The organism is Kitasatospora aureofaciens (assembly GCF_001188955.3).
Lineage (GTDB): Bacteria > Actinomycetota > Actinomycetes > Streptomycetales > Streptomycetaceae > Kitasatospora > Kitasatospora aureofaciens.
The window spans coordinates 139820-152755 of the sequence record NZ_JPRF03000013.1 but is presented as its reverse complement, the minus strand read 5'-3'; the positions used below and the strand labels follow the sequence as shown (position 1 = coordinate 152755).

At 74.4% G+C, this 12936-nt stretch carries 13 protein-coding genes; 8 read left to right on the top strand and 5 right to left on the bottom strand.

The features are described from left to right. Positions 1-50: 50 nt before the first annotated feature. From HS99_RS06700 to HS99_RS06680, 5 genes are all read right to left on the bottom strand, one after another. Positions 51-701 carry a TetR/AcrR family transcriptional regulator gene (locus HS99_RS06700; protein ID WP_030281094.1) on the bottom strand — a complete coding sequence of 217 codons (651 nt, stop codon included), beginning with the start codon at positions 699-701 and terminating at the stop codon, positions 51-53. Between the two features lie 223 nt (positions 702-924). After that, positions 925-1836 carry an acyl-CoA thioesterase gene (locus tag HS99_RS06695; protein ID WP_305953100.1) on the bottom strand — a complete coding sequence of 304 codons (912 nt, stop codon included), beginning with the start codon at positions 1834-1836 and terminating at the stop codon, positions 925-927. Positions 1837-1975: 139 nt separating this feature from the next. Further along, positions 1976-3154 (bottom strand): MBL fold metallo-hydrolase, encoded by a 1179-nt coding sequence (locus tag HS99_RS06690; protein WP_078938782.1) that lies wholly within the window; start codon positions 3152-3154, stop codon positions 1976-1978. A gap of 368 nt (positions 3155-3522) precedes the next feature. Then, complete coding sequence (locus tag HS99_RS06685; RefSeq protein ID WP_030281102.1) at positions 3523-3975, bottom strand: MaoC family dehydratase; 453 nt, start codon at positions 3973-3975, stop codon at positions 3523-3525. A 101-nt stretch (positions 3976-4076) separates the two neighbouring features. Continuing rightward, positions 4077-4550: a pyridoxamine 5'-phosphate oxidase family protein gene (locus tag HS99_RS06680; protein WP_063737795.1), complete on the bottom strand. Its 474-nt coding sequence runs from the start codon at positions 4548-4550 to the stop codon at positions 4077-4079. Positions 4551-4723: 173 nt separating this feature from the next. Between HS99_RS06680 and HS99_RS06675 the strand changes: the two genes are divergently transcribed. The 8 genes from HS99_RS06675 to HS99_RS06640 all read left to right on the top strand — a co-directional run bounded on the left by HS99_RS06675 (position 4724) and on the right by HS99_RS06640 (position 12933). Then, a complete protein-coding gene (locus HS99_RS06675; protein WP_030551421.1) occupies positions 4724-5575 on the top strand; it encodes a hypothetical protein in 852 nt (283 codons plus the stop codon). 353 nt (positions 5576-5928) lie between these two features. Next, a complete protein-coding gene (locus HS99_RS06670) occupies positions 5929-6336 on the top strand; it encodes a hypothetical protein (RefSeq protein WP_030551423.1) in 408 nt (135 codons plus the stop codon). Then, a complete protein-coding gene (locus HS99_RS06665) occupies positions 6330-7259 on the top strand; it encodes a hypothetical protein (protein ID WP_030551425.1) in 930 nt (309 codons plus the stop codon). The genes HS99_RS06670 and HS99_RS06665 overlap by 7 nt, the downstream gene beginning before the upstream one ends. Before the next feature lie 261 nt (positions 7260-7520). Then, a complete protein-coding gene (locus HS99_RS06660; protein ID WP_063737796.1) occupies positions 7521-8201 on the top strand; it encodes an SAF domain-containing protein in 681 nt (226 codons plus the stop codon). After that, positions 8201-9517 (top strand): CpaE-like family protein, encoded by a 1317-nt coding sequence (locus HS99_RS45760; protein ID WP_063737797.1) that lies wholly within the window; start codon positions 8201-8203, stop codon positions 9515-9517. The genes HS99_RS06660 and HS99_RS45760 overlap by 1 nt, the downstream gene beginning before the upstream one ends. Further along, positions 9507-11105, top strand: coding sequence for a TadA family conjugal transfer-associated ATPase (locus HS99_RS06650; RefSeq protein WP_030551427.1), 1599 nt, complete (start codon positions 9507-9509; stop codon positions 11103-11105). Before HS99_RS45760 ends, HS99_RS06650 begins: the two co-directional genes overlap by 11 nt. Continuing rightward, positions 11105-12058, top strand: a complete 954-nt coding sequence (locus HS99_RS06645; RefSeq protein WP_030551429.1) for a type II secretion system F family protein — start codon at positions 11105-11107, stop codon at positions 12056-12058. Before HS99_RS06650 ends, HS99_RS06645 begins: the two co-directional genes overlap by 1 nt. Further along, positions 12055-12933 (top strand): type II secretion system F family protein, encoded by an 879-nt coding sequence (locus HS99_RS06640; RefSeq protein ID WP_050366441.1) that lies wholly within the window; start codon positions 12055-12057, stop codon positions 12931-12933. The genes HS99_RS06645 and HS99_RS06640 overlap by 4 nt, the downstream gene beginning before the upstream one ends. Positions 12934-12936: the final 3 nt, after the last annotated feature.

The following is a 12936-nucleotide window of genomic DNA, read 5'->3' as shown; positions in this document are numbered from 1 at the left end:
GAGCCTGAGGCGAGCCCCCGCTGAGCCCCCGACGGGCCTCCCGATCCGGCTCAGCCGGTGGACTGGACCTCGTACGGGGCCGGATAGTGGGTCTCGTACGGGGTCAGCACCAGCCGCACCACGTCCTCCAGCCGCCGCCGGGCGTCCCCGAGCGTGGTGCGGCCGGTCACCCAGGCGGTCAGCTCGCCCTGCCAGGCGTGCGCGACGATGTGCCGCACCAGCTCGCTGGCGGCGGCCGGCACCTCGGCCGTCACCGCCTGGAGGGCGGCGCTGTCGGCCCGGGCCATGCCCTGCAGCGCCTCGCTGGCGAAGGGATCGGTGGAGGCGGCGACGGCCACCCGCAGACGGGCCAGTTCGGGCTGGCGCTGGTAAGCCCGCATCCCGCCCCGGACGAACCGCACCGCCCGGTCCGTGGCCCCCAGTCCGGCGCGCGGCCCCCGCAGTTCGGCCACCAGGTCCGCCAGCAGCAGCCGGTGCCACTCGGCGATCGCCGCCGCCAGGAGGTGGTCCTTGGAGGAGAAGTATCGGTACGCCGTCCCCAGGGCGACTCCGGACCGCTCGCAGACCTGCTTCATCTGCAGCCGCTCGACGCCGATCTCGTTCACCAGGGCGAGCGCGGCCGCGATCAGGCTTTCGCGGCGTTCGAGCTGACGCGGAGACATCGCCTCCACCGGCCGTGGTGACAGGTCAACCTTGGTCACCCGCACCATGATACGGGCCGGGGCCGCTCAGGAGTATGACGCCGACCGGCCCCCTTCCGTTCGCCCGGCGGCAACCGGGCTTCCTCCGGGGGCTGCCGGGGCGTGCCGGGGCGCCCCGGCAGCTCCTCGGGCGGCGGTCGGAGCGCCGGGGTGTCGGGGTGTCGGAGCGCCGGGGCGGCGAGCGCCGGGGCGTTGGGGTGTGGCAGCGCCGGGGCGGCGAGCGCTACGGCAGCCTGCGGATCAGCGCCTCCTGGACGGCCGAGGCCACCAGTCGGCCGTCGCGGTCGTAGAACTCGCCGAGCGCCAGGCCGCGGCCGTCCGAGGCGGACGGGCTGCGCTGGGCGAACAGCAGCCACTCGTCGGCCCGGAAGGGGCGGTGGAACCACATCGCGTGGTCCAGTGAGGTCATCAGCAGCCGGGGCGGCTCGGTGCGCTGGAAGAAGTTCGGCTGTTCGTGCAGGCCCGCGGTGGAGGCCAGGGTGAGGTCGGACAGGTAGGTGAGGGCGCAGGTGTGCAGCAGCGGCTCGGTGTCCGGCAGCGGGGTGGCGATGCGCAGCCAGACGAACTGCTGAGGCATCCCGGGGACGGCCGGCGGCACGCCCGGGGCGTCCGGCGGCACGAAGCGCAGTTCGAGGTCGCGGAAGCCGTCGGAGCTCCTGACCGCGGCGCGCAGTTCCTCGTCCCGGTGGGAGAAGGCGTCGGGCAGGCACTCCGGGCCGGGCAGCGGCGGCATCGCGCGGTGGCGGTCGCCGGCGGTCGGCTCGGGGAGCTTGAAGGAGGCGGTGAGGTTGAAGATCTCGTTCCGCTCCTGCACCGCCCGGACCCGGCGGGTGGTGTAGGTGAAGCCCTCGCGCAGCCGCTCGACCTGGTAGTCGATCGGCCGGGTCGGGTCGCCGGGCAGCATGAAGTAGCCGTGCAGCGAGTGCACCGCGCGCTTCGTGGCGCAGGTGCGGCCGGCGGCGGCGAGGGCCTGGGCGGCGACGTGGCCACCGAAGGTGCGCATCGGGGCGCCGGCGTGGCAGTGGCCCCGGAACGTGTTCTCGTCCAGCTGCTCGATCGCCAGCAGTTCGGCGAACGGGGCGGCCGGGTCGGGCGCCTGTTCGGTCGGCCTCTGCTGTTCTGTCAGGTCGGTCACGGGCCCATAGTGGCAGAAGCCAACCGTGCGGTGGTGTGACCTGGGTAACGCTCCAGGGGGATAGAACGTGTTCCATTGCGAGCGTCGGCGACATCGAACGGACGACAGATAACAGATGACAGAATTCAGCGAACGGATTTCAGATGACAGAGTTTGAAATCTGTTCGCTGACACCCGTCACCCGTTCCCGCGCCTCCGGCCGCCCCGCGACCAGCGGTTCGATGCCGCGCGGCTTCGCCGCGACGGCGCGCCACCACAGCCGCAGGGCCGGTGGGTCGACGGGCTCGAAGGGCTTGCCCGGGCGGGGGACGGCCAGGTGGACGCCGAGGGCCTGGGCGGCGGCGACCACGCGTTCGGCGGGCTCCTCCCAGGGATGGAGCGCCAGGTTGAAGGTGCACCAGTGGATCGGCAGCATCAGCTGTCCGCCCAGGTCCAGGTGCGCCTGCACGCCCTCCTCCGGGGTCATGTGCACCTCGGGCCAGAACTCGCTGTACGCGCCGACCTGCACCATCGTCGCGTCGAACGGGCCGAGCCGGCGACCGATCTCCGTGAAGCCGGGGAAGTACCCGGTGTCCCCGCTGTGGAAGATCCGGTGCCCGCCGCCCGCCACCACCCAGGACGCCCACAGGAACAGCGCGCTGGTGCGCGGACCGCGGCTGCAGTAGTGCCGGGCCGGGGTGGCGGTCAAGGTCAGCCCGGTGACCTCGGCCGACTCCCACCAGTCCAGCTCGACGATCCGCCGCGCGGGCACTCCCCAGTGCTCCAGGTGTGCCCCGACCCCGAGCGGTACGGCGAACACCGCGCTGCGGTCGATCAGGGCCCGTACGGTGCGCATGTCGAGGTGGTCGTAGTGGTCGTGCGAGATCACCACCACGTCCACCGGCCCGAGTTCGGACAGCGGCAGCGGCACCGGGTGCAGCCGCTTGGGCCCGGTCCAGTCGAACGGGGAGCAGCGCTCGCCCCAGACCGGGTCGAGCAGGATCCGCCGTCCCCCGATCTCGGCGAGCACGGTGGCGTGCCCGAGCCAGGTGAGCCGCAGCCCGGAGGCCGGCGGGGCCGCCAGGTCGACCGGGAGCAGCCGGTGCACCGGCACGGCGGCGGCCGGGGCCCGGCGGGTCTTGTCCGCGCTCAGCTGGGCGCGGGTGATCTCCAGCGGGGTCCGCTCGTAGACCAGTCGGCGGGTCGGCACCGGGTTGCGGAAGGCGCCGTCGGCGAACTGGGGCGAGCAGCGGATCCGGGCCAGCCGTTCGCCCCTGGGCTCGGCCCCGAAGGCGTCGGTGCGGACCCGGTGCCAGGCGGCGCGGGGGAGTCCGGCCAGGCCGGGGACGGCCCGTTCCGGTACGGCCCGGACCGGGAAGGCGGGTTTCCCGGCGGGTGGCGGGGCGAACTGCGAGGCCAGACCGGCGAGACGGGAGAACCACGGGGCGGGGCGGGGCACGGCTCCTCCAGGGACGGTCACGGCTACCGGGCAGGCCGGGGCGCGTACCTCGGAGGCTCATGAGGCCGCTGGGGTACGACAACCATCTCGTCGGACGTTACTCGCCGTGGGCCGTTCGGACCCGGTGGAGGGCCCGGCACGGTGCAATCGGCGTACCCGATGCCTGCCCGGTCGCCGCGGTGGCGACTCCGCCGCAGCCGCTGCGCCGCGCCACTCCGCCGCGCCACTCCGCCGCAGCCGCTGCGCCGCTACGCGTAGAAGCGGGTGATCGCCTCGGCGACGCAGTGCGGCTTGGTGCTCTGCTCACTGGTGATGGTGAACCGCACCACGGCCTGGACCCCGCCCGGGACCTCGGTGGCCGAGAGCAGTTCGGCCGTGGCCCGGATCGCCGTGCCCACCGGCACCGGGGCCGGGAAGCGCACCTTGTCCGAGCCGTAGTTCAGTGCCATCCGCACGCCCTCGACGCCGTAGCACTCCTTGGCCAGCACCGGGATCATCGACTGGGTCAGATAGCCGTGCGCGATGGTCGAGCCGAACTGGCTCTCCTTCGCCCGCTCCGGGTCGACGTGGATCCACTGGTGGTCCCCGGTGGCCTCGGCGAAGAGGTCGATCTTCCGCTGGTCGATGGTGTGCCACTCGCTGGTGCCCAGTTCGGTGCCGACGGCGGCGGTCAGTTCGGCGAGGGACGCGAAGGTCGTCACGGTGCGCTCCTGGAGGGGGACGGGCCCCGCGGAGGGGCCGGACGCGGGAAGCGTATGCCTACCCACCGGTACCTGTCAGGAGCGGAACGCGAAGCGCCAGTTCAGGGCCGCAGCAGCGGCCGCCCGGCGGCCCCCTGCCCCACTGGCCCCTGGCCCAGTGGACCCTGCCCGGTCGGGAACAGCCGGCGGCCGCTGACCAGCTCCGGTACCAGCGCGACGAACAGCGGCTCCGGGTCCCCCACCCACGGGCGAAGCCCGGACCGCAGCACCCGGCGTACCTGCTCGGGGTCCCTCACCGCGTCCGCCCGCCCGTGCACCAGCACGCTCCAGCCGGTGCGGGTGACCGGGTCCAGCAGGTCCGCCTGGAAGGCCACCACCGTGCCGTCGAGCCCGCGCGCGGTGGCACTTCCCCGGCGCACGGCGAGCACCAGCCGCCCGTCCAGGACCTCGAAGGAAACCGGCAGGACGGCCGGCAGTGCGTGCTCGGTGTACACCACGCGCCCGACGGGCACGGTGCTGAGCAGCCGCAGGCACTCGGCCTCGCTCAGGGTCTCCACACCGTCCTCACGCTCCATGCGTTCGATCGTCCTCGGTCGGCGCGTGCGTCGATAGGGCCCATGGTCCCTGGGCGGACGGGTCGGGAGCCCCGTCGGCGGCCGCCCGGCGGGGTAGCCTGCCCGGCGGCGGAACCGATGGCTGAATCGGTGGCGGGATCGGTGGCGGGGCGGGTGCAGGAGGGGGCGGACGGATGGCCGGCGGAGTCGATCTGGTGGTGATCGGGGCGGACGGCGGGCCCGACCGGGCCTTCGGTGGTTCGGCGCACGCCCCGGCGGGCGCCCGGCTGCTGGCCGAGGTGCTGCCCGGGATGTGCTTCGACACCGGGGCCGCAGGCTGCCGGGTGAGCGCCGTGGCGCCGGACGCGGACGCCAACGCGATGCTCACCGCCGTCCGCGCCGCCGCCCAGCACCCCGGCCGCTGGCTGGTGGTCTGCCTGGTCGGCCAGTTGGTGGCGGACCCGCGCGGGCGCCGGCTCGCCCTGGTCACCGGCGGCAGCACCCCCGACAACGCCTACCGGCGGGGCCTGGCCTGGGACTGGGTGGTCAGCGCGATGGTGCACGGCGACCAGGAGGAGGCGCTGCTGCTGGTCGACGCGGTGGCCGACCGGGACGCCTGGACGGCGCTGGAGCGCACCGGCGAGGACACCGCCGGCGAGCTGCTCAGCTACTCCAGGGTCCCGCTGTGGGGCCGGATCGGCCGGTACGCCCCGGGCAGACGCGGCCGGGGCGCCGTACTGCCGGGTGACGAGGGCTCGTTCAGCCGGGCGCTCACCACCGTCCTGCGGCAGGGCGTCCCGGGTGCCCCCGCGGCCGTCGCCCCGTCGGACCTCCAGCCCGCCGTGGCCGGTCTGCTCGACGGGGGAGATCCGCCCGGTAGTTCGGGTGCGCCGGGCGCGCGCCTGCTCGTTCCGCCGCAGGGCGGGCGCCTGTTGATGCGCAATCGGGCCGCCGTTCGGGGCGCATTGGCCGGATTGTCGCTTTCCGAAGAACTGTTGGCCGTCCTGTGGCGGGAAAGCGCCCCGACGGAACCGCCTTCCGCGTAAGGTCAGGGGGCCTGAGGTGTTGCCGTGATGGGGTGGGTTGGCGAAGAATCGATCCCCAGCGGAAACATCGGCGGGACGGCGGAATTCTCCTGGCGGCCGTGGATCACGGATCGGCTCGGTCGCGACGAGGTGGGGCCATGCGACAGCGCGGAAATGTGTTGCGCCCTGGGGCGGTTGGGACTGGCGGGGCGGTTCTGGTGTTACTGCTCGGCGGGTGTGCGAGTGGTGGTGCGAGTGGTTCCGTCGATCGTCTCGGTTCGCCCGCGCCCACGGTTGCGGGAGTGGGTCCGTTAACTCCTTCGGGTGGTTCGGTAAACGCCACGATCGCGCCGACCGACGGCCCGGAGGGAGCCATGGGGCGGCTGGCCGTGAAGACCTATCAGGACTGGTGGCAGGCCCAGGCCGAGGCGTTCGGGCGTCCGGATTCGGACGGTTCGGCGCTGGCGCAGTACTCCTCCGGGCGCGCCCTGTCCGACACCCTGGTCGGGCTGCGCCAACTCCACGACGCCAAAGTGGTGATGACCGGAACACCGCGCAATTCCGCGCTGGTGAAGGCGATTGATCTGAAAGCCGATCCGCAGACCGCCGTGATCGAGGACTGCGTCGATCTCTCGGACTGGCACCGGGTCGACGCCGTCACCGGGGCGGCGAAGGATCCGGGCGGGCGCTTGAACCGGTACGTCGCGACCGCTTCCCTGCGCAGGTTCCAAGCACATTGGCTGATCTACGAGTTCACTCGGGAGGTGGACCGGACATGCTGAGCGCGCGGAAACCGGCCGGACGATTCGCGGCCGTCGCATCCCTGTCGGCCGGCTTGTTGCTGACCTCGGCGGTGACCGCGACGGCGGACGAACCGCCGAGTGGCGGCGCCGAACAGTGTTTCCCCAACGTGATCTGCGCCCACGCCGGTTCCGGCGGAACGACCGCCACCCCGAATCCCGGCGGAAACGGCGGAGGATCGGACGGCGGCCCGGAGCTGTGCAGCTACCACGGCGTGCAGTGGGCGTGCTACGACCCTCAGTGGGGCTCCTTCGACAGCGGCGAGGGCTGCTACTACCGCGAACTGGACAAGCAGCCCCCGGCGGACGACTCGGCCTGGGGCACGAACAAGCCCTCGGACGGTTCGATCTACTCGAAGGTCTGTCCGCAGACCAACGGGGGCCAGGACGGCGCCCAGTTCGTCTTCGTGCCCACCGGGCAGCGGGCGAAGAGCGTGGCGGAGCTCAAGCAGGAGGCGAAGGACCGGGTCCACCTCCCGGCGCCGGTGGGCCGGGTCGCGCCGAGCGGCACGGCGGTGGTCAAGGCTCCGGTGTGGCTCTGGGCGGAGAACGCGACGCCGCCCAAGCCGGGGAACGCGACATCCGGCGGCGTCAGCGTCACCGTCACGGCCCGACTGACCGGTGCCACCTGGGACTTCGGCGACGGCCGCACCAAGGAGTGCGCGACGGCCGGGACGCCGTACGACCCCAAGTACGGCGGCACCGCGTCCCCCGACTGCGGCTACGAGTTCACGGTCGGCTCGGGCACCAAGCAGAACGGCGCCTTCACCGCCACCGTCTCCACCCACTGGGTGGCCGACGTGGTCGTGACGGGGCCGAAGCCGGAGAAGTACACGATCTCGATGCCCCCGCAGGACAGCGAACCCTTCACGGTCAAGGTCGCCGAGGTGCAGGTCCTCAACTGACGCCGCCACGGCGACGATTCGACCACTGACGATCCGAAGAGCGAACGAGGGAAGGGCGGAACCCGGTGGAGAACCGTACATTCGCGACGCCGGGATCCGGCACACCCGCCGGCGCCGCGGTCTCCGTGGCGCTGCCGGAGCAGCAGGAGCCGGGCGCTGGAGGCGGCGGCCGGGGCCGGGGACGGGCGGTGCCGCACGCGCCCGGCCCTTGGTCCACTTGCCGTTGGGCAGCTCCGGCGGCGGCGCCCCGCGGTGCTGGCGATGGCGGTCGCGCTGATCGCGGCTGGCGGGCTCGGCGGCGCCGCCCTCTACAACAGCACCGGCCAGCGGGTCGCGGTGCTGGCGCTGGCCCGGGATGTGCCCTGGGGGCAGGTGATCACCGACGACGACCTGGTGGTGGCCCGGATCGCGGGCGACCCGGCGCTGCACCCGGTCTCCGCCCAGGACCGCTCCAAGGCCGTCGGCATGCGGGCCGCCACCGACCTCAAGCGCGGTTCCATGCTGACCGGTTCGGACCTGGCGCAGGGCCAGACCGTACAGCCGGGGCAGATCGTGGTCGGGGTGTCCGCCAAGCGCACCCAGCTGCCCGCGAGCCGGCTCCAGCCCGGGGTGCAGATCGTCGTGGTCAACACCCCCGACAACGGCAGGCCCGACTCGCTGGCCGCGACGGTCATCACGGTCGGCAGGGTGGACACCGACGGCAGCCAGGTGATCGACGTGGCCGTCGGCTCGGCGGACGGGCCCCGGCTGGCCCAGTGGGTGGCCGGCGGGCGGATCCAGGTGCTGCTGGCCCCGCGCGGGTCCGCCGCGGGCGGATCCGGTCCGGCCGGATCCGGGGCCCCGGCCTCCCCCTCGGCCGCGCCCTCCGCTGCCTCCACCGGCACGGCACCCTCCGGAGGGGCCGGCGCGCCGGCGGCCCCGGCCGGAACGGGTGGTGCCTGATGGCGGTGATCGCGGTGGTCGGCGGCCCGGGCGCGCCCGGCGCCACCACCACCGCCCTGGCCCTGCTGCTGGCCTGGCCGCTCCGGCCCGGCCGGCGGATCCTGCTGGTCGAGGCCGACCCGGACGGCGGCGCGGTGCTCGCCGGTGCCCTGGAAGGCCGGGTGGAGGCGGTGTACGGGCTGCGCAACCTGGCCGTCGCCGACCGGCGCGGGCTGCTCGCCCAGACCATCTGGGAGCAGCTGATCGACCTGTCGCCCGAGGGCAACGCCGAGCGGCTGCTGCTGCCCGGCCTCACCGACCCGGCCCAGGCACCCGGCCTCGCCTACACCTGGGAGCCGCTCGCCGAACTGCTGCACGGCATCGAGCAGCAGGGCTACGACGTCATCGTCGACCTCGGCCGCTCCGGCGCCACCGGGACGAGCGCGGTGCTGGCCCGCCGCGCGGACGTCGTGGCCGTGACGGTCCGCAGCACGTTGCGCGGGCTGAGCGCGGCCCGCCCCCGGCTCGCCGCGCTCGGCGAGGACCTGGCCGCGGCCGGGACCGGGGCGGACGCGCTCGGACTGCTGCTGGTCGCGGAGGGGCCCTACTCGGGGGCGGAGGTGTCGCGCGAGTTCGGCCTGCCGCTGCTCGGAGTGCTGCCGTACGCCACCCGCACGGCGCGGGTGCTCTCCGACGGCGGGGACACCACCGACCGGCGGTTCATCCGCTCGGAGCTGATGCGCACCGCGCGGTCGGCGGCGGACGAGGTCCAGCTGCTGGTCCGGCGCCGGCGGCAGCGGCTCGCGCCGAACGCGGCGCCTGCGGGTGCGCCCGCGGTCGCGCCGGCGGTCGCGCCCGCAGCCGCCGCTCAGCTCTCGGCACCGGGTGGACCGGGGCCTGCTGCAGCCGGGCCCGTGGCCGTGCCTGTGGCGCCGCCGTCCGTTCCGGTGCCGCAGGCGTCGTCGGCGCCCGGTCCGGCACCGTACGGGCAGCCCGCTTACGGGCCGACGGGCCAGGGGCAGGGCCAGCCCGGCTACGCCCAGCCCGGCTACGGACAGTTCGGCTACGCCCAACCCGCCCACGCGCATCCGGCCCACGGCCAAGGCGAGGCCGAGCCGCCCTCCTACGCCCCACCGGTGATCACCACCGGACCGGTCGCACCGCTCGCCGGGCTGGCGCCGCAGCCCGCAGCCCCGGCGCCGTTCCCGGCGCACGTCCAGGCGGCTGGACCGACCGAGGACGAAGGCCAGTACCGCCTGCAGCAACCGATGGTGACGAACGATCAGATCGAGGACCGGTACCCGTACAACCCCGGGGAGGTGCTCCGTGCGCGGTAGCCCCCTGCACCAGCACCCGACGGCCGACCCGGCCGCCCTGCCCTGGGCCGCGCCCGTACCGGCCGCCGCCCAGCCGCAGCCGCAGGCGTACCGGCCCGGCCCGGTCGCGCCCCAGCCCGTAGCATCCGGCGGTGAGGCCGCCGGGCCCACCGCCGTGCCCTCCCAGCTGCCCTCGCTGGACGTGCGCGGCGCCGCCACCCGCCCGGCCGTCGACCCGCAGGTCGCCCGCGAGCTGAAGCGCCAGGTCGCGGCCGAACTGCACCAGCAGATCACCCGGTTGACCACCGCCTCCGGCTCAGAGCCGGACCGCGCCACCCGCCGCCAGCGCGGCCGGGCGTTGATCGAGGAGTCGGTCGCCCGCTGGTCCGACGCCTACGCGCAGACCCACGGCATCCCACCCACCCGGGAGCAGGACCGCGCCCTCGCCGAGGCCGTCTTCGACCTGCTGTTCCGGGCCGGCCGGCTCCAGCCCTACCTGGACGACCCGGAGATCGAGAACATCCTGATCAACGGCTGCGACGACGTCTGGGTCTCCAAGGTGCACCAACCCCTGCGCCAGGTGCCGCCGGTGGCCGACAGCGACGCCGAACTGGTCGAACTGCTCCAGGACCTGGCCCGGCAGCACGGCGGAGGCGAACGCAGCCTCTCCACCGCCAGTCCGACGCTGGCGCTGCGCCTGGAGGGCGGCATGCGCCTCCAGGCGCTCACCGAGGTGACGCCCCGCCCGTACGTGGCGATCCGCCGCCACCGGGTGGCCTCCGCGACGCTGCCCGAGATGGTCGAACTCGGCACTCTGGACACCACCTTGGCCGCCTTCCTGGCCGCCGCGATCCGGGCCAGGAAGAACGTGATGATCACCGGCACCCAGGGCGTCGGCAAGACCAGCCTGCTGCGCGCGATGGCCGCCGAGATCCCGCCGGACGAGCGGATCGGCACCCTGGAGTCGGAGTTCGAGCTGTGGCTGCACACCCTCGGGCACCTGCGCCAGGTCGTCCCGATGGAGGCCCGCGAAGGCAACGGGGAGCGCGTCGAGGGCCGTCTGGCCGGGGAGTTGAGCATCGGCGACCTCATCCCGGCCGCGCTGCGGATGACGCTCTCCCGGATCATCGTCGGCGAGGTCCGCTCCGGCGAGGTCGTCCCGATGCTGCGGGTCATGACCAACGGCGAGGGCGGCTCGATGTGCACCCTGCACGCGCGTGGTCCGCACATGGTGGTCGACCGGATCGCCGAACTCTGCCTGGAGTACGGCTCGCACATGACCGACGCGCTCGCCTATCGGCTCACCGCCAACGCCCTGGACCTCATCGTGCACGTCAGCATGGTCGACGAGACCGCCGTCGGCGGGCGCCGGCACCGCTTCGTCTCCCACGTCCTGGAGGTCACCGGCCTCGGCGAGAGCGGCCGGCCCGCGCTGAACACCGTCTTCGGCCCCCGGCCGGACCTCGGCGAGCCGCGCGCCGTCCCGCACACCCCGCCGCAGTGCCTGGACGACCTGCGCCGGGCCGGCTTCGACGCCTCCTTGCTCGGCTCCCGTTACGGGAGTTGGGCCACCCCGCTGCAACTGCGGATCGGCGGTGGCGCGCGGTGATGCTGCTCCTCGCCCTGTGCGGGCTGGCGGTCGCGGGCGGCCTGGTCGCCCTGGTGGCCTGGGCCCGCGGCAGCGAGCCCGACGACGGGGACGGGCCCGCCCGCCGGGAGAACCCGCTGGCCGGCCGCGCCCACGTCTTCTGGTACGGCGCCCCCGGCTCGGCCTCGCTGCGGATGGTGCGGCTGCGCCGGATCCAGCTGCCGCTGGCGCTCGTCGGCGGCCCACTGGCCTGGCTGTTCACCGGCATCCCGCTGACCGCGCTGCTGGTGCCGCTGGCCGTCTTCGGCCTGCCCTGGCTGTTCGACACCACCCGCCCGGACACCCACCGGATCGAGCGGCTGGAGGCGCTGTCCGAGTGGACCCAGCGGATCGCCGACGTGCTGCTGCTCGGCGTCGGCCTCAACCAGGCCATCGTCACCAGCCGCCGCACCGCCCCCGCCGCCCTGGAGGACGAGATCGGCGAGCTGGCCGCCCGGCTTCAGGCCCGCTGGCGGCCAGAGGAGGCGCTGCACGCCTTCGCCGACAGCCTGGCCGACGCCACCGCCGACAAGGTGCTCGCCGCCCTGGTGCTGCGGGCCGGGGACAGCGGCCCGGGCCTGGCCCGGACGCTGTCCGACATGGCCGACTCGGTGCGCGAGGAGGTCCGCCAGCGCCGTGCCATCGAGGCCGACCGGGCCAAGCACCGCACCACCATCCGCTGGCTGGTCGGCATCATCGTGCTGGTCGTCACGGTCGGCTCGTTCAACACCGAGTACACCCGCCCGTACGGGACCTTCCTCGGGCAGGTCGTGCTCGCCGTGGTCGCCGCCCTGTTCGTCGCGATCATCGCCTGGATGCGCGCCCTGGCCTCGCACCCGCCGGTGCCCCGGCTGCTCACCCCGGACCGCCGCAGCAAGGGCGGCCGCCGCGGACCCGTGCAGGAGCCGGTCGAGCAGCTCGGGGAGGTCCGGTGATCTCCCCCTGGCCCGTGCTGGCCGGCGCGGTCGCGGCCGGCGGCCTCGCCCTGCTGATCGCCGAACTGCGGCCCGCGCCGCCGGACCTCGGCCAGGCCCTGGACCGGCTGCACCGCGCCCCGGCCGACCGCGGGCAGGACCCGGACGAGCGGCCGCGCTGGTACGACCGGATCGGCGAGCGCTCTCTCACCCTGCGCGGGGTGACGATCCCGCGCCGCGAACTCGCCCTGATCGGCCGCACTCCCGCCCGGTTCATGGTGCACAAGCTGCTGTTCGCCGCGCTGGGCCTGGTGCTGCCCGCCTACCTGGGCGCGATGGCCGTGCTGGTGGACGTCGGCCTGCCCTTCGCCCTGCCGCTGGTCGTCGGGCCGTTGCTGGCCGGGCTGCTGTGGTTCGTCCCGGACGCCGTGGTGCGGGGCGAGGCCAAGGAGGCCCGCACCGAGTACCTGCACGGCATCGCCGCCTACCTGGAACTCGTCGCGCTGGAGCGGGCCGCGGACTGCGGCCCCGCCGAGGCGCTGCGCCGCGCCGCCTCGGTCGGGCAGGGCGCGGTGTTCCGGCGGATCCGCGACGCGCTGGAGCGCGCGGCCACCGACCGGCTCCCGCCCTGGGCCGGACTGGACGCACTGGCCGAGGAGTTGGGCCTCAGCCCGCTCCAGGACGTGGCCGACATCATGCGGCTGTCCGGCACCGACGGCGCCGCCGTGTACGACACCCTGCGGGCCCGCGCCAAGGGCCTGCGCGGCGAACTCCTCGCCGAGGACCTGGCCCGCGCGAACGCCGACAGCGAGCGGATGGTCGCGCCGGGCGCCGCCCTGACCCTGCTGATGACCGTCCTGATCGTCTTTCCGGCACTCCACCAGATGCTCAACTGACTT